Annotated in this window: 19 protein-coding genes and 1 riboswitch; of the genes, 3 read left to right on the top strand and 16 right to left on the bottom strand. The window is 28.9% G+C overall.

The genetic code is table 11. The features are described 5' to 3' along the window. Positions 1–116: 116 nt before the first annotated feature. Positions 117–1,748 (bottom strand): ABC-F family ATP-binding cassette domain-containing protein, encoded by a 1,632-nt coding sequence (locus tag BUB34_RS02285; protein WP_073123846.1) that lies wholly within the window; start codon positions 1,746–1,748, stop codon positions 117–119. 248 nt (positions 1,749–1,996) lie between these two features. Next, positions 1,997–3,415, bottom strand: coding sequence for a metallophosphoesterase (locus BUB34_RS02280; protein ID WP_073123844.1), 1,419 nt, complete (start codon positions 3,413–3,415; stop codon positions 1,997–1,999). Between the two features lie 235 nt (positions 3,416–3,650). On the opposite strand from BUB34_RS02280, the gene BUB34_RS02275 reads away from it, so the two are divergent. Next, positions 3,651–4,364 carry a response regulator transcription factor gene (locus tag BUB34_RS02275; RefSeq protein WP_073123842.1) on the top strand — a complete coding sequence of 238 codons (714 nt, stop codon included), beginning with the start codon at positions 3,651–3,653 and terminating at the stop codon, positions 4,362–4,364. 457 nt (positions 4,365–4,821) lie between these two features. Further along, positions 4,822–5,919 (top strand): HAMP domain-containing sensor histidine kinase, encoded by a 1,098-nt coding sequence (locus BUB34_RS02270; RefSeq protein WP_242948809.1) that lies wholly within the window; start codon positions 4,822–4,824, stop codon positions 5,917–5,919. 116 nt (positions 5,920–6,035) lie between these two features. Here BUB34_RS02270 and BUB34_RS02265 read toward each other — a convergent pair whose 3' ends face one another. The 10 genes from BUB34_RS02265 to BUB34_RS02220 form a co-directional block, all read right to left on the bottom strand. Further along, a complete protein-coding gene (locus BUB34_RS02265) occupies positions 6,036–6,776 on the bottom strand; it encodes a cell division protein (protein WP_073123838.1) in 741 nt (246 codons plus the stop codon). A gap of 28 nt (positions 6,777–6,804) precedes the next feature. After that, a complete protein-coding gene (locus tag BUB34_RS02260) occupies positions 6,805–7,299 on the bottom strand; it encodes a QueT transporter family protein (protein WP_073123836.1) in 495 nt (164 codons plus the stop codon). Between the two features lie 324 nt (positions 7,300–7,623). Then, a complete protein-coding gene (locus BUB34_RS02255) occupies positions 7,624–8,499 on the bottom strand; it encodes a kinase (protein ID WP_073123834.1) in 876 nt (291 codons plus the stop codon). Positions 8,500–8,599: 100 nt separating this feature from the next. Beyond that, entirely contained in the window at positions 8,600–9,286 is a 687-nt protein-coding gene (locus tag BUB34_RS02250) for a DUF554 domain-containing protein (RefSeq protein WP_073123832.1), read from the bottom strand. A 97-nt stretch (positions 9,287–9,383) separates the two neighbouring features. Continuing rightward, positions 9,384–10,466: an SIR2 family protein gene (locus BUB34_RS02245; RefSeq protein ID WP_073123830.1), complete on the bottom strand. Its 1,083-nt coding sequence runs from the start codon at positions 10,464–10,466 to the stop codon at positions 9,384–9,386. Positions 10,467–10,640: 174 nt separating this feature from the next. Continuing rightward, positions 10,641–11,921, bottom strand: coding sequence for a methionine gamma-lyase family protein (locus BUB34_RS02240; protein ID WP_073123828.1), 1,281 nt, complete (start codon positions 11,919–11,921; stop codon positions 10,641–10,643). Positions 11,922–12,062: 141 nt separating this feature from the next. Then, the gene (locus BUB34_RS02235; RefSeq protein ID WP_073123826.1) at positions 12,063–12,659 is read right to left on the bottom strand and encodes a 3D domain-containing protein; all 597 of its coding nucleotides are present in this window, start codon (positions 12,657–12,659) and stop codon (positions 12,063–12,065) included. A 268-nt stretch (positions 12,660–12,927) separates the two neighbouring features. Beyond that, positions 12,928–14,184 (bottom strand): cation:proton antiporter, encoded by a 1,257-nt coding sequence (locus tag BUB34_RS02230; RefSeq protein WP_073123823.1) that lies wholly within the window; start codon positions 14,182–14,184, stop codon positions 12,928–12,930. Between the two features lie 249 nt (positions 14,185–14,433). After that, on the bottom strand, positions 14,434–14,619 hold the full coding sequence (locus BUB34_RS02225; RefSeq protein ID WP_073123821.1) for a hypothetical protein: 186 nt from the start codon (positions 14,617–14,619) through the stop codon (positions 14,434–14,436). Between the two features lie 193 nt (positions 14,620–14,812). Then, positions 14,813–15,877, bottom strand: coding sequence for a lysylphosphatidylglycerol synthase transmembrane domain-containing protein (locus BUB34_RS02220; protein ID WP_073123819.1), 1,065 nt, complete (start codon positions 15,875–15,877; stop codon positions 14,813–14,815). Between the two features lie 293 nt (positions 15,878–16,170). Here BUB34_RS02220 and BUB34_RS02215 point away from each other — a divergent pair, with 293 nt between their 5' ends. Next, on the top strand, positions 16,171–17,310 hold the full coding sequence (locus BUB34_RS02215) for a DEAD/DEAH box helicase (protein ID WP_073123817.1): 1,140 nt from the start codon (positions 16,171–16,173) through the stop codon (positions 17,308–17,310). Positions 17,311–17,380: 70 nt separating this feature from the next. Here the strand turns inward: BUB34_RS02215 and BUB34_RS02210 are convergent, their stop codons facing one another. The 4 genes from BUB34_RS02210 to BUB34_RS02195 form a co-directional block, all read right to left on the bottom strand. After that, complete coding sequence (locus BUB34_RS02210) at positions 17,381–17,941, bottom strand: GNAT family N-acetyltransferase (RefSeq protein WP_073123815.1); 561 nt, start codon at positions 17,939–17,941, stop codon at positions 17,381–17,383. A gap of 54 nt (positions 17,942–17,995) precedes the next feature. Next, positions 17,996–19,594, bottom strand: coding sequence for a potassium/proton antiporter (locus BUB34_RS02205; RefSeq protein ID WP_073123813.1), 1,599 nt, complete (start codon positions 19,592–19,594; stop codon positions 17,996–17,998). A 256-nt stretch (positions 19,595–19,850) separates the two neighbouring features. Then, a complete protein-coding gene (locus BUB34_RS02200) occupies positions 19,851–21,092 on the bottom strand; it encodes a peptidase U32 family protein (protein WP_073123811.1) in 1,242 nt (413 codons plus the stop codon). Positions 21,093–21,370: 278 nt separating this feature from the next. After that, positions 21,371–22,717 carry an NCS2 family permease gene (locus BUB34_RS02195; RefSeq protein WP_073123809.1) on the bottom strand — a complete coding sequence of 449 codons (1,347 nt, stop codon included), beginning with the start codon at positions 22,715–22,717 and terminating at the stop codon, positions 21,371–21,373. Between the two features lie 85 nt (positions 22,718–22,802). Further along, positions 22,803–22,904: riboswitch (purine riboswitch) on the bottom strand. Positions 22,905–23,203: the final 299 nt, after the last annotated feature.

Below are 23,203 nucleotides of genomic sequence, written 5' to 3'. Positions count from 1 at the left end.
AGTTATTAATTTCATAAAAAAATACCTCCTACATACAAATTAAAATATCAAAAATGTTTACACACATTTTTTCATATTATCATATGCAAAAGGTATCTATTTATAAAATCATCTAATTATTTCTTCTTAGAATCACCATACATCTCTTTTAATTGAGCTTGTATATCCTTATTATCTAAGTACTCATCAAGAGTAGTTTTTCTATCCATTATTCCACCAGGAGTTATCTCTATTATTCTATTAGCAAGAGTTTGTATCATCTCGTGGTCATGAGAGTTAAATATTAACACTCCTGAGAACTTCTCTAAACCTTTATTTACAGAAGTAATACTCTCTAAATCTAAGTGGTTAGTAGGGTCATCAAGTACTAATACGTTAGCATTACTTAGCATTAACTTAGATAACATACATCTAACCTTTTCTCCTCCAGATAAAACTTGAGCTTGTTTAAGAGCTTCCTCTCCAGAGAATAGCATTCTACCAAGGAATCCTCTTATAAAACTTTCACTCTTTTCTTCTGAGAATTGTCTTAACCAGTCAACTAAAGAGTAATCTACCCCATCGAAGTATTGGTTATGATTTTTTGGAAGATATGATTGAGAAGTAGTTACTCCCCATTTAAATGTTCCACTATCAGCAGTATCTTCTCCCATTATTATATTAAATAAAGTAGTTATAGCTATTTCATCTCCCATAAATGCTACTTTATCGTCTCTATCTAATCTAAAAGATACATTATCAAGAACTGTCACACCGTCTATTGTTTTAGTTAGTCCTTCAACTTCTAGAACTTCGTTTCCTATTTCTCTTTCAGGAGTAAATCCAACATATGGATATCTTCTTCTTGATGGTTGTATTTCTTCTATTTGTATCTTATCTAATTGTTTCTTTCTTGATGTAGCCTGTTTTGCTTTAGAAGCATTTGAACTAAATCTTGCTATGAAGTCTTTTAATTGAGCTATTTTTTCTTCAGCTTTTTTATTTTGATCTTTAGATAATTGTAATGCTAGTTGGCTAGATTCATACCAGAAATCATAGTTTCCAACATACATTTGTATTTTTCCAAAGTCAACATCAACTATATTTGTACATATTTGATTTAAGAAGTGTCTATCATGTGATACAACTATAACTATAGAGTCTTCTAAATCCATTATAAAGTTGTTTAACCAATTTATTGATTGGAAGTCTAAGTGGTTTGTAGGCTCGTCCATTACTAGTATCTCAGGTTTACCAAATAATGCTTGTGCAAGCAATACTTTAACCTTTTCCCCACCAGTTAATTCCTTCATTTGTTTGTAGTGTAAGTCCTTAGTTATACCAAGACCCATTAGTATTTTTTCGGCATTAGTTTCTGCATCCCATCCATCAAGTTCAGCAAACTCACCCTCAAGTTCAGCAGCTTTTATACCATCTTCTTCAGAAAAATCTTCCTTCATATATAATGCATCTTTTTCATGCATTATTGAGTAAAGTCTTTCATGCCCCATTATAACTACATTTAAAACTGTTTCTTCTTCATATTTAAAGTGGTCCTGTTTTAAAACTGACATTCTCTCTTTATCAGTTATAGAAACATTTCCTGTGTTTGGTTCTATATCACCAGCTAATATTTTTAGAAAAGTAGATTTTCCAGCACCATTAGCCCCTATTATTCCGTAGCAATTACCTTTAGTGAATTTTAAATTTACATCTTTAAATAATTCTTTATCACCAAATCTAAGCCCAACATTAGTAACTTGTAACATTCATGCATTTTCCTTTCTCTTATTTACTTTTATGATATATAGGAAATTATATTTCCGTACGCATATTTTAAAAAAGCCAACCTCCAAATATTTCAAAGGTAGACTTTTTTTATCATAACATTCTAATAATATAACATATATTAACTTTAGTCAACTAATCTAATGTTCACTTATATTATTTTTTCTATATATCATCAGTTATACTATCTTAGAATTTACATACAATACAATTTTATGTTTTAAAGTTACTATTTTGATATATATGTAAGATCTGTTTGGAAATCTTCCTTTCCCTTTTTAACCTTAAATTTATCGTTTTTATTTTTATAAATCTCTACAGTATTATCCTTGAAATCTGATTTATCAAAATGCATTGATATTTCCATTAGCTCTGGATCACAATAAAAATAACATGCTACTTTTTTACCATCCATAAATACTACTTGGAGTGCATCGTCTTTATCAGCCTTGGCAATATCCCTCCACTCATAGCCGACTTTTTCATATATTTTTTCCTTTGTCATATTAGAGTTAAACACATACGCCTTATCCCATTTAAATGTTGTGATATCTGTCATTTTTATTTGATCTACACCCGACTTTATGGATGCTATTTCTCGGTACAACTCCCCTGCGTAATCATCGGATTTATCCTTTTCAAATTCAGTTAATTCAGCATACTTCTCTTCAACGTTCCACTTATCATTATCCTTTTTTAACTTAAAGGTTATTTTTGAAATACATTCACCATGTTTTCCAGGCTGCGTAACTATTACATTATCTCCATTTTTATTTTTATAATCATGCTGTTTAAAAGTTTTATGAGTATGACCAGCAACTATTGCATCTATACCATCGACCTCTTTTGCAATCTCCTGGATCCTGTTTCCTGGATTTCTAGGTTTCTTAGGTCTTTCTCCACTATGTACTACCGCTACTATTAAATCTGTTTTTTCTTTTTCCTTCATTATTTTAGTCCATTTATTGGCTTCGTCTACCAAATCATTTATGTACAGCTTTCCTTCATAACCTGGCATATCTTTTAACTCTCTTGATTTAGCTTTTACTAAATTTCCATTTTCATCAATATCCTTAGCCTCAGCCACCTCTTTTATTGTAAGTCCTAATATCCCTAATTTAACCTTGCCATTTTCTGTTTCAACCTCTTTTATGGTATATGGTTTTGTATAGTTTTCACCGCTATCTCTATACGTATTTGCCGAAAGAACATTTATTTTATTTTTTTCAAAATCTGATATCATACTGTCTAAATAAAACCTATTATTTGCAACAAATTCATGATTTCCAAGTACTACCGAATCATATCCCAACTCTTTCATAGTATTTGCAATTGGTACCTCCAAATGTTTTTCCTTGCCTTGTCTTATATAATCATCTCTATCATCAAAATACTTGCCCATTTCTCCAATCCCTATATCAAAAAAATCTCCTGCATCAACTAATATACTATTCGGTTCTTTTTTCTTTTCTTCTTTAATATATTCTGACAAATTATATGGTATCTCTCCGTGCAAGTCAGTCGTTGCTAATATATTTATTTCTGATGTTTCTGTACTAGTACAACCTGATAATATTCCCAATAAAAAAATAGGCATAACTCCAACTAATATTTTTTTCTTTAGTTTAAATTTTCTTTTAAAGTTCATTCTTTTATTCCTCTCATATTAATTTTCTTTGATTTCACCCTATATTTAACTTTTATACACTAATAATATCATCAAGATTTTCAAAAATTTGAAATTTAAAGTTATCGTATGTTTTAAGTAATAAATTCGTAGTATTTATCTTTTTTCGTAATAAATTCTTAATAATTTAGGAGTATTTATGTAAATTTTAAAGCTTTATTTCTATGCTATAATGAAACCTGAAGAGGTGATTTAGATGAATAAAAATATATTAGTCGTTGATGACGAAAGAGAAATAGTAGACGCCATAGAGTTTTATTTAAAGCCAGAGGGCTTTAATGTGTTTAAGGCTTATGATGGGCTAAACGCTATAGAGGCTTTGATAGATAATAATATTGATCTTATAATAATGGATGTTATGATGCCAAATATGGATGGTTTGAAAACTACTCTTAAGATAAGAGAAAACAATAATATTCCTATAATATTACTGTCAGCAAAAAATCAAGATATGGACAAAATAATCGGTCTAAACATGGGTGCAGATGATTATATTTCAAAGCCATTTAACCCATTAGAGTTAATAGCTAGAGTTAAGTCACAATTAAGACGATATATAAATTTAAACAATATGAACAATTCAAGCAGTGCAAAGTGTAATTCTAATTCATTATCTAGTGGCGGATTACACTTAAATAAAGATACAAAAGTTGTTACCTTAGATGGTGATGAAGTAAAGGTGACTCCTATTGAATTTAAGATACTAGAATTTTTATTAGAAAAAAAGGGGATTGTATTCTCATCTTCCGAAATTTATCAACACGTGTGGGAAGATACTCCTTACAACTGTGAGAAAACTGTTGCTGTACATATAAGGAGGATAAGAGAAAAAATAGAAATTAATTCAAAAGATCCAAAATATTTAAAGGTGGTGTGGGGAATTGGTTACAAAATTGAAGAACTCAATTAAAGGCAATTATAAATCAAAGCTTATATTTTTATTTCTTACATTTGTATCTATATCAATTTGCTTTGAATCGTGCTTTGATTTAAGGTATAACTTTCTTAGTAAAGACCAATGGAGGACTACTCGTATTCAAGCGTATTATTTTTTAGGGTACGTCAAAGAATTGTACCTATCAGATATTAAAGACGATTACTCTTATATAGCTTTAGGATCATTTTTACTTGGTTTACTTTTTTATAATATTTATAGAATAAACAAAAACACATGCACAAAGTCCTCTAATTATATACTGGATCTTTTAAAAGAACTTCAACTAGAAGTAATCATTTTTAGTTTTTTTATTGTACTAGCTATGAGATATTGTGAGTGGAGGACTACGCCTCCCTTTTTTGATAATGGCTTAATAGTATTTGATACAATAATACTCTTTATTGTATATATTTTATATAAGTATATTTTAATGAATAGAAAAAATCTAAAATCTAAGATTTCAACATATAAGTTACTTAAAGATTTATCATATAAGCATAATAAAAATTCTTTAAAGAAAAGATTAGTCACTGTATTTATATTAGTCTTCATAACTTTATTTATACTTACATTTATAATTTTATATCTATATGAAAATATAGTATATGAACCTATTTTCCTTCTTATATTTTTCCCATTATTATACTCCGCTCCTACTTTATATATGTACTCTACATTCTCTAAAAAATTAGATTATATAGGAGCTATAAGTGAAAATATAAAAAATATAGAATCTGGAAATCTCAAATATAAATTAAAAGTCAAAGGAGAAGATGAAATTTCACAACTTGCCGATAGTATAAATAAAATAACTGACGGCCTTGAAAATGCAGTAAAAAGTCAAATTAAAAGTGAAAAGATGAAAACTGAACTTATAACTAATGTAAGTCACGACCTAAAGACTCCCTTAACTTCAATAGTAAACTATGTAGATATATTAAAAAACAATGAACTAGATAAAAGTACTACTACTACTTATCTAAATATATTGGATAAAAAAACTCAGAGGCTTAAATCACTTGTTGAGGACATATTTGAAGCCTCTAAAATAAATAGTGGAGATATAGAACTTAATATAGAAAAAACAGATATAAAAGAGCTTTTAATCCAAAGCTTAGTTGAACTAGACGATAGAATAAAAAAATCTAATCTAGACTTCATAATAAATACTCCAGATCATCCTGTATTTACTAATATAGATGGTAAAAAAACTTTTCGAGTATTTGAGAACCTTATATCTAATATAATTAAATATTCGCTTGAAAATACTAGAGTCTATTTAGATATGTATACAAAAGATAACTTTGTAATAATAACTATGAAAAATATATCCAACTACAAACTAAATATTTCATCAGAGGAGCTTTTAGAAAGGTTTCGAAGAGGTGATGTTTCCCGTAACACCGAAGGAAGCGGTCTAGGACTCTCTATAGCACAAAGCCTAGTCCAACTACAAAATGGAAGTCTTGGTTTAGATATAGACGGAGACTTGTTTAAAGTTACAATAAAATTTAATACCATAAGTTGATTTTAATTTATTATATTATTTTAGTATTTTATATGTTATATATAAAATAATTCCTCTATAACATTCAGTTGATTAATAACTGTTATTATAGAGGAATTTTTTATCTATCCTAAGCTTTAGTTGTATATTATGCCAACTCTAATTTTGGCATCTAATTGTTTTCTTAGATATAAGGAGAATATTGACTCTGCCTTTGATCTAGAATTTTTTTCTATTTTATTCAGCAATTCATTTAGCTCTATTAATGTAGCATCTTCTCCTATATAATTTTCATCCATATCCACAAATATTATGCTTTTTTTATCTATGAATTCTTTGCCTGTATCTTTCATATTTTCAAATAATAACTTTGTAATATCATCGTAGCTACTAGACTTATCAAACTCTCCATATGTATATTTTATAGATTTATCTGTTGATAATAGTTCTTTTAAGTCAGTTAAATCTATATTTATCATACAAAGGTCTGATACTGAATCAACCATCATTTTAACCAAATCAATTAGTTCAATGTTTTTAGATATTTTTAACTCTCTATTTAATCCCAAATCGTCTTTGATTTCATCAGGTGAAGAGTCTAGTCCTATTGATAAAACTCTTCTCTCTGATGCCATGTATCCTATAGCTTTGACTATTTCTTTTGATCTCAAATCTTTACTAGAATAAGTTAATGTAAGTATATCTACTCCATCTAACAAACCTCTAACATAATCTTTATCAATATCCTGATTAATACTAATCTTTTCAATATCCATAGTATCTTTTATTTTATCTATTATAGAATCCAAAGTTTTTATACCATCATCACCAATACCTATTATTTTTGCATTTTTTGTTAAATTATTTAAATTATTCATATCGTCGCCTCACTATTTTTAATATTTGTTAAAATACACTCTCTATCAAACTACCATATTTTTTATTAACCATTTTGAAAAACGGAATACCTATAATCGTTATAACAACAAATTGTCCAAACCCTACTTGTAACATTCCTAAAATTAATGGAACTCCAAAGAATATATTTAACATAGCTCCTATTATTATAGCATTTATAATAGTAGGCCATAAAGAAGCTATTAATAAAGACCATTTTTTTTGCATTTTTGATGTCAAGTAAACTAAAATAGCACTCATTAATGTTGCCATTGTCCCAAATACTATATCAGGTACTCCATAAGGTCCTATTACATTTGCAAGAAAACAACCTAATGTAAGCCCTATTATATATTCTTTCCTAATAAATGCTAATAATATCATTACTTCTGCTATCCTAAATTGTATTGGCCCATAACTTATAAATCCTAATGATAATGTTAATGTTGCGTATACTGCTGCAACTAAGGCCGTAACAACTATTTTCTTAGTACTTTCTCTCATAATTGTCCTCCTCAATATCGTGCAAAGTAATAAACTATATATTACTTTTATTTGCATATATTTTCTTAATTATACTTTAAAAGTTAATTTAAATTAAAAAAAACCGTACTCAAAAAATACGGTTTTCTGCACAAAAATAATAAGTATTAAAAAAATGCTCTTTTACCGTAGTTTTATTTAAAGACAGGAGGCTCACGAACTGTCATATTAACTTTACTTGCATAATTATATACTATTAACAAGTTAAATACAATATTTATTATTCTTGCCTATAATTTTTTATTAATTTAAATATTATTTTTATTACAATAAAATTAAGAATACTTATGCATTTTGGAAAGTATAAATAGCATCAATTCTTGCAGTATATATATTTACCTCATCATACCCTATGTACTTAGCATATTTCTCTATCTTTTCTTTCTCGAACTCTATATCTACTACTGGGTTTTTAATTATTTCACTTATATATAAATCCATTAATTTTTCTTTGCATGGTTTTATATCATATCCTAAAAAATCAGTTAGCCTTTCTATCTCTTTATTAAAGTCACCGTCTTCTTTTACAAAAAATTCATACACATCTTCTCTATATGGATTCAGTAAAATTATTTGTTTTACCACATTACAGTCGTATGGTTTGTTTATAAATCCATCTTTATAATTATTAAACAGCGCATTTGATTTTTTTATTGATTCATCATCAACATACGAACCAACTCTTGTTACTCCATTTTCTATAAGTGCATCTATAACTGCAAAATGTATATTAAAACAATCATCATATATATAGTCTCTTAACTTTTCTATTGTAGACTTAATGTCATATAGGTTTATATGGTTATTTTTTTTATTTTTATTTGGTACTAAATACGCCTTATTAAGATTATTAAATAGTCTCTTGTAATCAAGATATTTTTCGCAGTATACTTCTCTAAAGATATTAATATCTACAGTAACTACATTATAACTTACTATTGTTTCTACCCCTTTTTTAAGGGCTTCATTTATATATTTCTCTCCTTTGCTTAATCCGTTCTCAGACACTTGTTTTAAGCTTCTCATACTATCTAGACAATCTTCAAAAAAGCAATCAGATATTTCTAATGCATATTCTTTAAAAGATTTTCTTATAGCATTATAATTTTCTTGTTTTTCTCCAAATTCCACGTTAGCTCCATTTATATCAAATGTAATCATCTAAAATACCTCCAAAAATTCATTTCTTATCTAATTAATTTGATTACAAATGCTATTCTCCTTCTAAATGAGGAATTTGTCTAAATTTACTTTAGTTCTTCTACAAAATACCCAATATTCCGAATATTATAGGCATAAACATTGCAGGTAGTAGATTAGCTACTTTTATATTTGTAGCCTTTAACATATTTAGGCCTAATCCAATAATTAATAAACTACCTATAGCTGTCATAGACCCAACTACACTCTCACTCAAAACACCTGACAATAAAGATGCTCCTAATGTTATAATTCCTTGATATAAAAATACAGATACCGCTGAGAATATAACTCCTATCCCTAGCGAAGCCGTAAAAATCACAGAGCTTATTCCATCCAACACAGACTTTGCAAATAAAGTTTCATAATTACCTGTCAGTCCACTTTCCAAGGAACCCACTACTGCCATCGCACCAACACAAAACAGTAAACTTGAATACACAAATCCTTTGGCTATTGAATCTTCCTCATCTTTTGTTGAAAACTTACTCTGTATAAAAGATCCTAATTTATTTAAACTTTTATCTATATCTATTAGTTCACCTATCAATGCACCTAATGCCATGGATATTATAGTTATAAGGGTATTTTCGCCCCCTAATGAACCCGATATACCTATATAAAGTACACACAAAGCGATTCCATTCATTATATTTGTACTTAACTTCTCTGGTATTCCTCCTTTTATTATTAAACCTACCAAACATCCTGCAATTATTGCTAGACAATTTACTATTGTTGCTATCATATTATCCCCCTTTAAGTCAGTCTCTAGGTATATTTGCAAATACCTTATTTACATTATATACTTTTATACAATTATGTGAAAAGTTATAATTTTAAGATTATTTAATCATATTTATATACTTAATAGGGTCCTGTGCAAAGTCTTGAAAAGATTTTTTTGTAAATATAATATTTTCGCCTAAAAATCTTTTGTATCTATCTTCCTCTTTTTTTAGAGATACACTTTGTTTTCCTTCGTGATTATTAAAGACCATTATTTTTAGAGGTGATTTTTTTCTACTAGTCTGAACCCTTTTTATCATGTATTTTATATGCATATCTGCATCTGGAAATGAATACCCACAGAATATAAGTGCATCACTCTGTCTTAGAGTTTTTTCTGTTTCCTGCCATACGTTACTTAAAAATATATTAGACATATTCTTAAAGTATGTTGGTGGGATTATTATAGGTACTGTAAGTTCTCCACACTCTATACATCTTGCCTCTTCTGGTTTATCTATAAGCCTCATAACACCGCCCTCAAACGGTGTAAGAGTCAAGTTGTTACATACTGGACAGTAAAGCCAATTTAGGGAGCCATGTATCTTATATAGTTTAATAGAAGGATCTCTTGGTTCATTCCAACTATCATTTACATTGAAGTTTATAAAATCTACACCGTAATCAAGCATTATACTATGATTTGTTTCTCTACATAGTTCAACTATAGTATTATCTATATGTATATCATAATTAGCGCTAATAAATGTAGTATCTGATAATATCCCTTCCATCAACAACTTTTCAGTCAATAGTTTATGGTATTTATTATTTGTTCTTGCCGTTTTATATATCGCCTGGGCCATTAATAGTATCAAGTACTGTCTAAGATATCGTATACTATCACTTCTTTTGTTTAAACTCTCAAGACCAAAGTTTTTAAACGACTCTCTTCTTTGTTCAGCTAGGTCTAAAATCCCTAAAACCTCTTCAAATGTAGGGAAATTTATCTCATCAACATCATCTTTAATTACGTCTATATTAAACATTTCTTTAAAAAACTTATATAACTCTTGGTTCATTTCATTTCCAAAATCCTTGTATGTTATGTGTCTAAAGTATTCACTAAACAGTTCATTTTGAATAGGAGAATGTTCTGCCGCAGATGCACCTGCTCCTAAAAATATAGCTATTTTCATATCATTTCCTCCAAGCCTTATAAGATTTTCTAAAAATAAATATAGGGATTATTATAATAATCCCTATATTTATTTTATTCTTTTGTACAACGTTTTAATAATAATGTTTGATACTTTATTAAAACTTAATAATATTTTAACCTTTAATATAAAAAATATGTTATATGGTCATACTTATCTTACGTTCTTCTTCATATGACCTATAGCCTTTAATGTACCCATTTTTGAGTGATCAAACGTAAGCCCACCTTGGAAGTATACATTATATGGAGGTCTTATTGGTGCATCAGCACTTAGTTCAATAGATGACCCTTGTATAAATGCACCCGCAGCCATTATAACTTCACTCTCATAACCTGGCATTGCCCATGGCTCAGGCTTTACATATGAATCAACTGCAGCCGCAGCTTGTATTCCCTGACAGAAGTCAATGACTTCATCTGCATTATTTAATCTAACAACTTGTATTATATCACTTCTTACATCATCATATTTAGGAAGAACATCATATCCTAATTTTTCAAATGCTCTTGCACAGAATATTGCTCCCATAACTGCTTGAGATACAACATATGGCGCCATAAAGAACCCTTGTAAAACACTTCTACTCGTTCCAAATGTAAGCCCACATTCTTTTCCTATTCCGGGAGCAGTTAATCTATATGAAATAAGTTCTACTAAGTCTTTTTTTCCAACTATATATCCTCCTGTTAAAGCAAGTCCTCCTCCAGGATTTTTTATTAGCGATCCGGCCATTATATCAGCTCCAACATCCGTTGGCTCTTTAGTGTCTAGAAATTCTCCATAGCAATTATCAACCATTACTATAGCTTCAGGTTTAACCGATTTTATAGTATCTATAGCTTCTTTTATATCTTCTATTGTAAGGGATTTTCTCCATGAGTACCCTTTTGACCTTTGTATCATTACAAGTTTGGTTCTGTCGTTTATTTTTTTCTTTATTCCCTCTAAATCTATATTTCCATCTTCTAAAAAATCTACCTCATCATATGTAACCCCAAATTCCTTTAAAGACCCTTTTTCTTCTCTTATTCCTATAACTCCTTCTAATGTATCATATGGTCTTGATGTTACCGATAAAATTTCATCTCCTGGCCTAACTAGTCCCTGTAGACATAGAGTCAATGCATGAGTTCCATTAACTATTATAGGTCTAACCAGTGCATCTTCTGTATTAAAAACTTTTGAATATATTTCTTCTATTTTTTCTCTTCCTATATCGTTGTATCCATAGCCTGTGGTCCAATTAAAGTGGTTATCACTTAGGCGAGCTTCCTGCATTGCTTTTAATACTTTGTACTGATTGTACTCTCTTATTTGTTTTATCTCTTCAAATTTATATTTTATATCTTCCATTACTTCCTCAGATAATTTAAATGTCTCCTCATCTAAATCATAGAAGCCCTTTAGTAACTCTTTCGTTTCTTCTAGCATTTTATCACCTGTCTTCAAATTTAATTTTACATCGATTTAATTTCACACTCAAATTCTACCACACGGCATAATTTCATGCAAGTTACGCAAAAAGACCTGTTTAAATTATAGTTTTATAATAAAAACAGGTCTTTTTATGTATTATTTTATAATTCTTATCTCGATTGTTTTTCTTCCCCAATTACGGCACTCTTTTTTACTATTCATATATATATCTATCTTGTTCCCTTTTATAGCCCCACCAGTATTATTAGCTATAAACACTCTGTCAAAGTAAGGTATATATACCTTTGTACCATATGGTATAATCTTAGGGTCTACTGCTATAGTTCCCCACACTGGTTTTTGTCCTGTTGAAGTTGTGCTATACCCTGTATATGCTGTTGCAACTACTTTTACACTTTTATTTTGAATATTTGTAGAACTATTTTTAACTGCAGTATTATTTTTAACCTCAGTGCTAGTGTCACTTCCTTTAACATATTTACTACTTGACCATCCAGTTTTATCACCTGAGAATTTTACCTTTACCCAGCCTCCGCTAGAGTCTACAATTGTAACATTATTTCCTCTATTTAACTTTCCTACAACTCTATATTTTGAAGATGGACCACTTCTTACGTTCAATGTGCTAGCAGTTATAGTTCCCATTTTTTCAGCCGCATATGAATTGTTTGTACCCAAGATGCATACTACAGAAAAAAGTGATATAGTAGTCACTATAATTTTCTTTATCATAAAGAACCTCCCTATTTTAAAAATCAATATTAATTAACAATTTGTTTCCAATTTGTAACCACGTATATATAATAATACACTTTAGTGATTTTAGAAACCCTTTTTTGTGAAAAAGTTACAAAAAAGATACAACTCTTATTTTTCTATAAAGTTTTCAGTAAATTATTAAATGGATTAATAGTTAGAATTTCAACATTTAGGTATAAAAAAACTAGTAACAAATATTTGTTACTAGTTTTAAAAATAATTATTATTTTTTAATCTAAAACTATATTGCTTTAGTTTCTAAAACGTCTTCTTCAAGTAATCCTAATTTTTTTGCAACCAATTTAGTTGTACTTCCTTGCAATACTAAAGTCAAAATTATAGTTGTGAATACTATAGAAGAAATAACCTCCTGACCTGGTATTTTCATAGCAGAAATTATACCGCAAAGTGCTGCAGGAATAACCCCTGTTTCTCTTACCCACATCATAAAAATCAATTCTTTTTTATTCCATTTTGCCTTTCTATCAAATAAAGTACATAATATTACACATAAAGGTCTAGCTATAAACATAAGACCCAAAGTTACAATTGATGATTGGATAAAGTATTTACTCAGTATACTAAGATCAACTTGGCTACCTAGTATTATAAAAATTGTCATACGACAAATAGTTCCTAAGGTTTCTACTACATGAAAATCTGCATCATATGACTGTTGAGTAAGCCATACTTTAAAATTTTTCCTATTTCCACTTATTATACCTACAATAAAGCAAGACATATATCCACTCCCACCTAGCTTTGTAGATAGCTCATAAGAGATTAATACTGATAATATTGATATAATAGGCGCAAAGTCTTTAAATATGCCGTATGGTTTGTCGTTAACTAGTTTTAGTAATAATACTCCTGTAACTACACCTACAACTATACCTATTACAACCATAGTCATTAAGCTATATACATTTTGAGTCAATGAAAATTTTCCTGATAGTATTATAGTCAACACTGCAGATGTAAGTATTGCTCCAGTGGCATCATTAAATGCAGATTCACTTATAACTGCCTGTTTTACCTTATCTTTTATTTTAACCTGATTAAATATAGGAACTAAAGTGGCAGGGTCTGTAGAAGCTACTATAGATCCAACAAGCAGTGCTGTAATAGGATTTATATCAAATACAACCCCTATAATCTTCTGCACTACAAATGCCGATATAAATACCCCCAAGGTAGCAAGAAGAAATACTGATACCTTTATATTTTTTAAAACTTTTAAGCTAATCTCTTTTCCTCCCATATATAGGATAAAAGCAGATCCAAAAGTAAGTATTAGTTGATTTTCAACCTCATACTTACTTATATCTATAAATTTTAAAAATGATGGTCCAATTACAATTCCTACCATCAAAAATAGTACAACATCTGGTATTTTTAATATTTCGCTAAATTTTGTGCAGACAATTCCTGTCAAAGCAACAATTGCAAAAATAATAAGCAAATTGTTACATGCGATTGTGTGTATAGATGATTCCATAGAATCCACCCCCAGTAGATATTTTATTTTTACATGGCTACAGTAAAATATTTAGTTAAATGACAATAGTTATATTTATTTCTGTATTATCACACATGTAAACCTAATATAACTATTGCTTAATAAATATTAAGCAATAGTTATATTAGTTATTGTAGTCTTTATAATTATAAACTCATAATTTCTAGGGAGTGTTAAGTATATGTTAAGGGTAAGTTAAGGGAATATTAAGTTTTTAATTTATCAATATTAGCAAGGAGGGAATCTCTTTTTATTTGCCAATCTATTTCCTAATACATCGGCAATTTTTTTGTTTGATTTTATTTCTTCAGCTATTTCCATTTTATTGTTATTTTCCTTTAATAATTTTTTCATCTCTTTGTTATTATCTAATTTTTCTCGATTTTTGTTTGAAAACTTTTTTTTATTTTCCATAATATCTTCCTTTCATATAAAATAGATATTTTCACTCAATTTATAAAATCAAATAGAAACATCTATTAATTGTTTCATTTTATATTATGGTATTAATTTGATATTTTAATTCACCTTTACCTATTTATTATCAATATTTCTAAAAATAAAAGTAGATATAATACGATATCATATCTACTTTTATATTATTATTTTAAATTTTTTCAGCAATACTTTTTAATTGTTTTTCTTTGCCCTTACTTAGATTGTAATGTGTTCCAATTGTAAATAATCCACTAACTATTAAAACAAAATAATATACATACCCACTATATAAAAATACCATATAGCCTATATATTCTTTAGGAAAAACACCTGAGAATATTTTCAAAAATACTATTTCATTTGCCCCAACATTACCAGGCGTTGGAATGGGCGATATCGCCATATATAAAAATACCTGAAGTCTTAATAGATTAAAATAAGACGTGCCCATTAAATTAAAGGATTTGTAGATAAAATAAACTACACTAAAAAATACTATAAGTTGAATAAGTGTAAGACCTAAGCTTAGAGCCAGTGCAGTTTTATTTCTTATAAACATTTTTATTGATTTGTTGTATTCATCTATATAATGATCTATTTTTTCTAATTTACTTTCTAAGAATTTAAAAATTCTAAATTTAACCAGCGTACTTATAGTAAAGTGTACTGTATTTTTTATCTTTTTAGGATTAAAAACTATCAATAACCCAAAGATAAGCATAAATGTATTCATAGACATACCTACGGCAACCAGTATTATCACAGAATGTACCTCACTTTTTAAAAGCCCCATGCTACTTGGAATTAAAATCCCGCAAAATAAAGTTACAACTGCTTGAAATACTACCGTCTTGTTTGTCACTATAGCTACAGCCTTACTAAAACTTATATTATTCTTTTTTAGAGCGTATATTTGCATTGGCTGACTACCCGATGCAAATGGTGTTACTAAGTTGTAGTAAAACCCCATAGTAGCTATTTTAAAACTAATAAATTTACTTTTAGTCCTTTGTATAGAGTCTATTATTATTTTTATAATGATAACTTCAAGGGACATGTACACTAGCATTAAAAATATTCCTGATAATATATACTTTTTATTTACTAGCTTAACAATTCCGGGTATTAGTTTTATATCTAGAGTAGTAGATACTAAGTAAGTAGTGAGTCCAATTAAAAATATTAAAAATCCATATTGGATAAAAGTCTTATCTTTCTTAGTTAGTTTCCTCATATGTTTTCTCCTAATATTTATTAATTTATTCTTACATAGTATACTCTATCTAGTTATATTTGCAATACCTTATTGTATTTGTTAAATTACTGTAACCTATTGAATGCTTAAGTTTGTCATATTTAAGTATGTAATAATTTACAATGTTAGTATTTTATTATATTTTTATAAAATTATATACTATTTCTAAAGTAGGTGTTTTAAATTATTTTATATGATTTTCCATATAATAAGTGTATAATTAAATAGATTAAGACACACTTAATTTGTAAAAAATAAAAGGAGTAATTAGAATGACAACATTTGAAAGTTTAAAATTAAATAATAATTTAATAGATGGTTTAGAAAAACAAGGAATAAATTCTCCTACAGAGGTACAATCTCTTGTAATACAAAAAATACTCGAGGGTAAAGATTTAATAGTAACATCTCAAACGGGTAGCGGCAAAACACTTGCATATGTACTTCCTTTATTTGAGAAAATAGATACTTCTAAAAGAGATACGCAAGCTTTGATATTAGCACCAACTCATGAACTAGTTATGCAAATTTCAGAACAGGTAGCTTTACTCTCCAAAAATTCAGGTATTCCTGTAACTTCACTTGCTCTTTTTGGAGAAGTTAATATTCAAAAACAAATAAAAAACATTAAATCAATAAAACCTCATATAGTTATAGGGTCTTGTGGAAGAATTTTGGATCTAATTAAGCAAAAAAAGCTTAAATCCCATAATATAAAAAATATTATATTAGATGAAGTAGATAGCTTACTTAGCTCTAACAATATATCAGTTATCGAAGATATAATAAAAACTACCCTTAGAGATAGACAAATACAAGCTTTTTCTGCAAGCATTGACAGCTCTACTGTAGATGTGTGTGAATCCTTAATGAAGGAACCTGAAATTGTAAAAACTAAAACATATATAAATCCTAAAATAGACCATATGTATATATTGGGTGAACCTAGAGATAAGTTTACTTTACTTAGAAAATCCATAGCTGCTACCAACCCTAAAAAGGCTATTGTATTTGTAAACAATGAAGACAGCATAGAAGTAATAACTTCAAAACTAAATTATCACCACTATGACGCTGTTGGAATCTTTGGGAAAATGGCTAAAGAGGATAGAAAAACTGCAATGGACAGATTTAAATCTGGTAAGGCAAAAATACTAGTATCTTCTGACCTTTCTGCCCGTGGCTTAGATATAGTTGATACAACACATGTATTTAACTTAGATTTTCCAGCTAATAAAAATGAATATATACATAGATCTGGAAGAACGGCTAGAGGTAACAGAAGTGGTGATACAATATCAATAATCACAAAAAAAGAACTATCTACAATAAAAGATTATAAAAAAGAATTCAATATAGATATAAAACCTAAGGTATTAAGACAAGGAAAACTCTTCGATTTTAGAGGGTAAGATAAAAAATAAATAAGCAATACATTTAGATAACTACTATAGCTATTTAAAGGTATTGCTTATTTTTCACTTAATTTTCTCTTATTTTAATCCAATCTTCTTTTAGTAAATCCATATAAAGTATATCTACGAACTCTCCACTTCTACTATCAAAACAATCTTTTCTTATATATCCTATTTCCTTAAATCCAATGCTTTTGTAGAGTCTTTTCCCTCTTTCATTATCTGCAAGTACTTTTAAATCTACTTTGTTTAAATTTAAAAATTTAAACAGGAAATCTACAAAATTATATAATGCATCTTTTCCATAACCTTTGCCTTGGTCTGCTGGATCACATATCTTTATATTAAATTTACACTTTTGGTTTCTTGAATCAAAATCATAGTAACTAATTTCACCAATAGGCTTTTTGTTCTCTCTTCTTATTATCATAAATAATTTTTCCTTAGGAAAAATTTCCTGACTCTCAATATCAGCCAATATTTTTTGCCTTATTGCTTCTCTACTCTTGAGATATCCATACTCATATCCAATATGACCCATCACTTCTTTGCTATTCCACCACTTATGTAGATACTCTTCATCACCTAATTCAAGCTGTCGTATAAAAACATTTTCCCCTTGTATCATCTTTATACCTCCAATATACTTATTTTTGCTTCATTTATATAAACTATAAATGAATTATGATATATGGTTAATCACTAATACATCATTTTCTCTCAAAACAGTCGAACCTTTTGGTATAATGATTCTTCTTTTTCTTTTTATCATTATAATCAACATATTTGGATTTTTAACAACCTTTGAAATAGATCTGTTCTCCCATGGGTCTCCCTTACTTATATGTTTTTCATAAAGAGACACTCCCTCTATTTTACCAAGAGATTTTGCGCTTAATATAAATGTATCACCTGCTAGAATAATTGTCCTACCATGTGGAACTATAGTTTTATCTCCTCTTTGTAATAGTACAAGAATTGTATCTGGCGGAAGTGAAATCTCACTTATTTTCTTTCCAATCCAGAAATGTTTTAATGGAATTGTAAATTCTATAAATTGTATTGGTACCTCATCGCTATAATCTGTGAAAGTTTTCATAACATCAGCATTTTCATCAATCATATCTAACTTTTTTGATATAAGAGGTAACAAAGATCCTTGCAAAAGAATAGAGAAAATAACAATAAAAAACACTATATGAAATATATCATTTTTGGTGTATGCATCACTAGTTGTCGCCATAACTGCGAAAACAATAGATGCAGCCCCACGAAGTCCAGACCATGAGACAAGTAACTTTTGATTTAGGTTACTTTTAAATGGTGATAATATCGCAAATACAGATATAGGTCGTGCTACAAATGTTAAAAACAGAGCTATTAATAATGCTGGAAGCGCTACATCAGGAAGTTGTGACGGAAAAGATAGTAGTCCAAGTAGGAAAAAAATGAGCATTTGCATCAAAACTGTAATTCCATCAAAAAAGTTTACTAAGGCCTTTTTATTTCTGATTTCACAGTTGCCAATAGTCACACCTACTATGTACGTACTTAAATAACCATTTCCTCCAAGCATTTCTGGAACAGCATAAGAAAGGATTGCTATAGCTAAAACAAAAATTGCTTTAAACCCAGATGAAGAAAACTTAAATCTCCTTAAGATCCATAGTGATGAACTAGCAATAATAAATCCTAATAACGCTCCAAAAGTAATTTGTGAAAAAATCAAATAGAAAATCTTATTAAGATTTGAGCCTCCACCCATCATAGAAAGTACTACTGCGGTTAACATATATGCACAAGGGTCATTGCTTCCGCTTTCCACTTCAAGAAGAGAAGCTGTGTTGTACTTTAAATTAAGCTGTTTTGAACGTAATATGGAGAAGACAGAAGCTGCATCAGTAGAACTAATAATTGAACCAATTAGAAAGCTTTCAAGCATTTCTATCTTCAATACAAAGTGACAAAATAAAGCGGTTATTGCTGCGGTCAAAACTACACCGACAGAAGATAGAAGTACAGATTTAACCAAAACTGGTTTAACTTCACTCCATTTTGTTCCAAAACCACCATAAAACATAATAAAAATTAAAGCAGTAGAGCATACTTGTTCGGCAAAGGAATAATTATCGAAATGTATTTTTAACAATCCGTCAGATCCAAAAATCATCCCCAGTAAGATGAATGCTAAAAGCATTGGAATTCCTAACTTACTTGTTATTCTGTTGAAAAAAACACACATGATAATCACAACTGACACTATCAATAAATAAGTTGCCAAATCTAATCCCCCTTGAATTAAAATATAATAAACATACCATAGTTTAATATATGATTATGTTAATTGTTATTATCTATGTACCATTTAATTTTATCATAAATTGTATATATAATAAACTATATTCTATTTAATAATTTATTTAAAACCCCAATATCGCTTAATTATTTAATAGTAAATCCATTTAATTGTAAAAAAACTACCTTAAAAATTAAAGTTTTATTATTATATAAAACTTTAATTTAAGGTAGCTTTTTATCTAAAGTGTATTTATAGTTACTATAGGCTTTCTTAAGATATAGTTTTCAAAAACTTCTATACCTAACTTTAATTTTACTATTTGTCTTGCATGAGGCGCTGACTCTATAGGTTCCCCATCCTCATTGTACATTTCTTCAATAGTAGTTTTCATAGTTTCCTTAAAAGGTCCTATAACTTCAATTTCATCTCCTAAGTTCATCTTATTTCTTTGTTCTACTACAACAAGATTATTTTCTTCATCATGACCTCTTACTATGCCTATAAAATCATAATTTCTTATATAGGATGCTGACTTATAGTTATGTGCATTGGCATCTGGGCTATTGAAAAAGAAACCTGTATTATAATCTCTGTGACTTCCTTTTTTAAGTTCATCTAACCACATCGGATTAAATTTCCAATTTTCCGGATCTCTATAATACTCATCTATAGCCATCCTATAAGCTCTTACAGTAGTAGCCACATAATAAGCCGTCTTCATTCTTCCCTCTATTTTAAAACTCGTTATGCCACTTTTAAATATCTCTGGTATATATTCTATCATACATAAATCTTTTGAATTAAAGAAAAATGATGGACCAACATCATCTATAACTGGCTTAAATTCGCCCTCATCACCTTTTTCAACTAGAGTATACTTCCATCTGCATGATTGAGCACATGCTCCTCTATTTGCATCTCTTCCGGTTGTGTAATTACTTATAACGCACTTTCCTGAATAAGACATACACATAGCTCCATGTACAAATGCCTCTATATCCATATCTTCTGGGGTATTATCTCTTAATTCCTTTATTTCTTTAAATGATAATTCTCTTGCCATAACTACCCTTTTTGCACCCTGATTATACCAGAAATTTGCCGCCTGGGAATTGGTTGTACTAGCCTGAGTACTTATGTGTATTTCCATATTCGGAATTGTTTGTTTTACTATAGTAAAAACACCTGGATCACTAACTATAACTGCATCTACGCCTATTTCATCTAACTCAATTAAATAATCTTGTAATTTTTCAATTTCATTATTTCTAGGTATTATATTTATAGTTACAAAAACCTGTTTACCCATATCATGGGCAAAATTTACACCTTCTTGCATATCCTCCTTAGAGAAGTTTTTGGCAGCAGATCTCATACCAAATATTTCTCCACCTATATATACTGCATCAGCTCCATAAATAAAAGCTATCTTTAATCTTTCTAAATCACCTGCTGGTGCTAACAACTCTACCTTTTGCATTTTATCTCCTCTATCTATCTAGTATTTAGAAATTAATTATATAAAAGTTAATTTCCTATTTATTATTAGTTATAAATTGATTTACTTAAATTATTCTACCCATATATATAACTATAAAACTTGTACCTTATAATTTTATCATTTTAAGTATAGAAATAATAGACCCAATCAAAATCCAATATACTCTATACATTGTATTTACTTATAGTACATTACAAAAACCACCTGATATTTATCAAGTGGTTTCTATTAATATATATATTTATTGTATTACAATTTTATAGTACAATAAGTTTTATCATAAATAAAATTCCAAGTATTATCATAACCCAAGAAACTTTTGTAGTATCTTCTTTGTTTCCAAATAAATTATATAATATATTTATAGTAACATATGATAATATACCTAAAGTTAATCCATCACCTATACTATAAGTTAAAGCCATTCCAACAATAGTTATAAAAGCTGGAACACCTTCTGTTATATTATTGAAGTCTATATCTTTTACTGCACCTAACATTAAGTATCCAACATAGATTAAAGCTGGTGCTGTAGCACATGCTGGTATAGATGTAAATATTGGTGAGAAAAACATAGCTATCAGGAATAATATACCAACAGTTATAGAAGTATATCCTGTTCTTCCTCCTGCAGCAACCCCAGTTGAACTTTCAACATAAGTTGTAACAGTAGATACTCCCATACAAGCGCCAACTGTAGTAGCAATTGCATCTGCCATTAATGCTCTTCCGGCATTAGGAACATTTCCATCTTCATCTAGCATACCAGCCTTTGAACAAACTCCTACCAATGTTCCAACTGTATCGAAAAAGTCTACAAATAAGAATGTACATACAACACCTATAAACATCCCTATATTCTCAGTATTAAATGCATAAGATAGGTCAACCTTCCCTGCTATTGGAGCTAGGCTTTCAAATTTAAATATACCATTTGGTAAGTATATTCCTAAATCAGTAGCATACTTAGGATTTATTAAAGCAAATCCCCATGCAAGTAGTGAACTTGTAACTATACCAAAAAGTATAGCCCCTCTTACACCCTTCTTGTCTAAAACAGCTATTATGATTAATCCTATACAAGCTATAGCTACTGTAGGTGTAAATGCACCCATTTTTACAAGTGTAGCCTCATCTGCAACAACAGCTCCACTTCCTACTAAACCTATAAAAGCTATAAATATACCTATACCACCTGTCACTGCAAGTTTCATATTTTTAGGAATTGCATTTACCACAGCTTCACGAACTTTGAAAAAAGATAAGATTATAAATATTATACCTTCCACAAATACTGCTGTAAGTGCAAACTCCCAAGGAACTCCTTTTCCTAAAACTACTGAAAACGCGAAGAATGCATTAAGTCCCATTCCTGATGCCAATGCAAACGGAAGGTTTGCAAGACACCCCATTAAAATACACCCAAATGCTGCTGCTAAGCATGTACCTGTAACAAGCGCTCCTGCGGGCATTCCTGTAGCTGATAAAATGTTCGGATTAACGGCTATTATGTAAGCCATAGTTAAAAAAGTAGTTACTCCCGCCATTACTTCTTTTTTCATGTCCACATTCTTGTTTGTTACAATCGGAAATAATTTTTCCATAACAACACCTCCTATTAACTTTTACAAAAAAAATACTCAGTTGTATTTTAAACAAACTGAGTCCTATTTTCCTGCTTGATTAATTAATAATCAAGAATAGTATCATAGTCAGAACATTTACGGTATTCTGGTAGAAACTCATGACCCTTATTGTCAAAATTATATGATTCCTATATTAAATTTAATTTTCTTCCCGAATATTATTTTAATTTAATTAAATTGTTTTGTCAATATGTACGTACAAAATCTTTTTTATTTTATTTAATATTCGAATATACTTTTTTAAAAAACTTATAATTACATTATTATAATGTCTCATTTTATACTTGTTAAAGACTTGTTTTATACTTCCTACTATAAAATAAGCCTTTATTGTATCTATTAAATATACCTATCCTCTATAATAAAATCAACTTATATTTAAAATTAATCTTTAAATTTAATTATTTATATAAAATTTACTAAAATATTGTAAAGGATTTATTC

This window comes from Asaccharospora irregularis DSM 2635 (genome assembly GCF_900129815.1).
Classification (GTDB): Bacteria; Bacillota; Clostridia; order Peptostreptococcales; family Peptostreptococcaceae; genus Asaccharospora; species Asaccharospora irregularis.
This window is presented reverse-complemented; position numbering and strand designations above follow the sequence as displayed.

Excerpts from the sequence above, each read along its gene's own strand:
- BUB34_RS02285 (WP_073123846.1), bottom strand. The coding sequence starts at position 1,748 with ATGTTACAAGTTACTAATGTTGGGCTTAGATTTGGTGATAAAGAATTA.
- BUB34_RS02280 (WP_073123844.1), bottom strand. The coding sequence starts at position 3,415 with ATGAACTTTAAAAGAAAATTTAAACTAAAGAAAAAAATATTAGTTGGA.
- BUB34_RS02275 (WP_073123842.1), top strand. The coding sequence starts at position 3,651 with ATGAATAAAAATATATTAGTCGTTGATGACGAAAGAGAAATAGTAGAC.
- BUB34_RS02270 (WP_242948809.1), top strand. The coding sequence starts at position 4,822 with ATGAATAGAAAAAATCTAAAATCTAAGATTTCAACATATAAGTTACTT.
- BUB34_RS02265 (WP_073123838.1), bottom strand. The coding sequence starts at position 6,776 with ATGAATAATTTAAATAATTTAACAAAAAATGCAAAAATAATAGGTATT.
- BUB34_RS02260 (WP_073123836.1), bottom strand. The coding sequence starts at position 7,299 with ATGAGAGAAAGTACTAAGAAAATAGTTGTTACGGCCTTAGTTGCAGCA.
- BUB34_RS02255 (WP_073123834.1), bottom strand. The coding sequence starts at position 8,499 with ATGATTACATTTGATATAAATGGAGCTAACGTGGAATTTGGAGAAAAA.
- BUB34_RS02250 (WP_073123832.1), bottom strand. The coding sequence starts at position 9,286 with ATGATAGCAACAATAGTAAATTGTCTAGCAATAATTGCAGGATGTTTG.
- BUB34_RS02245 (WP_073123830.1), bottom strand. The coding sequence starts at position 10,466 with ATGAAAATAGCTATATTTTTAGGAGCAGGTGCATCTGCGGCAGAACAT.
- BUB34_RS02240 (WP_073123828.1), bottom strand. The coding sequence starts at position 11,921 with ATGCTAGAAGAAACGAAAGAGTTACTAAAGGGCTTCTATGATTTAGAT.
- BUB34_RS02235 (WP_073123826.1), bottom strand. The coding sequence starts at position 12,659 with ATGATAAAGAAAATTATAGTGACTACTATATCACTTTTTTCTGTAGTA.
- BUB34_RS02230 (WP_073123823.1), bottom strand. The coding sequence starts at position 14,184 with ATGGAATCATCTATACACACAATCGCATGTAACAATTTGCTTATTATT.
- BUB34_RS02225 (WP_073123821.1), bottom strand. The coding sequence starts at position 14,619 with ATGGAAAATAAAAAAAAGTTTTCAAACAAAAATCGAGAAAAATTAGAT.
- BUB34_RS02220 (WP_073123819.1), bottom strand. The coding sequence starts at position 15,877 with ATGAGGAAACTAACTAAGAAAGATAAGACTTTTATCCAATATGGATTT.
- BUB34_RS02215 (WP_073123817.1), top strand. The coding sequence starts at position 16,171 with ATGACAACATTTGAAAGTTTAAAATTAAATAATAATTTAATAGATGGT.
- BUB34_RS02210 (WP_073123815.1), bottom strand. The coding sequence starts at position 17,941 with ATGATACAAGGGGAAAATGTTTTTATACGACAGCTTGAATTAGGTGAT.
- BUB34_RS02200 (WP_073123811.1), bottom strand. The coding sequence starts at position 21,092 with ATGCAAAAGGTAGAGTTGTTAGCACCAGCAGGTGATTTAGAAAGATTA.
- BUB34_RS02195 (WP_073123809.1), bottom strand. The coding sequence starts at position 22,717 with ATGGAAAAATTATTTCCGATTGTAACAAACAAGAATGTGGACATGAAA.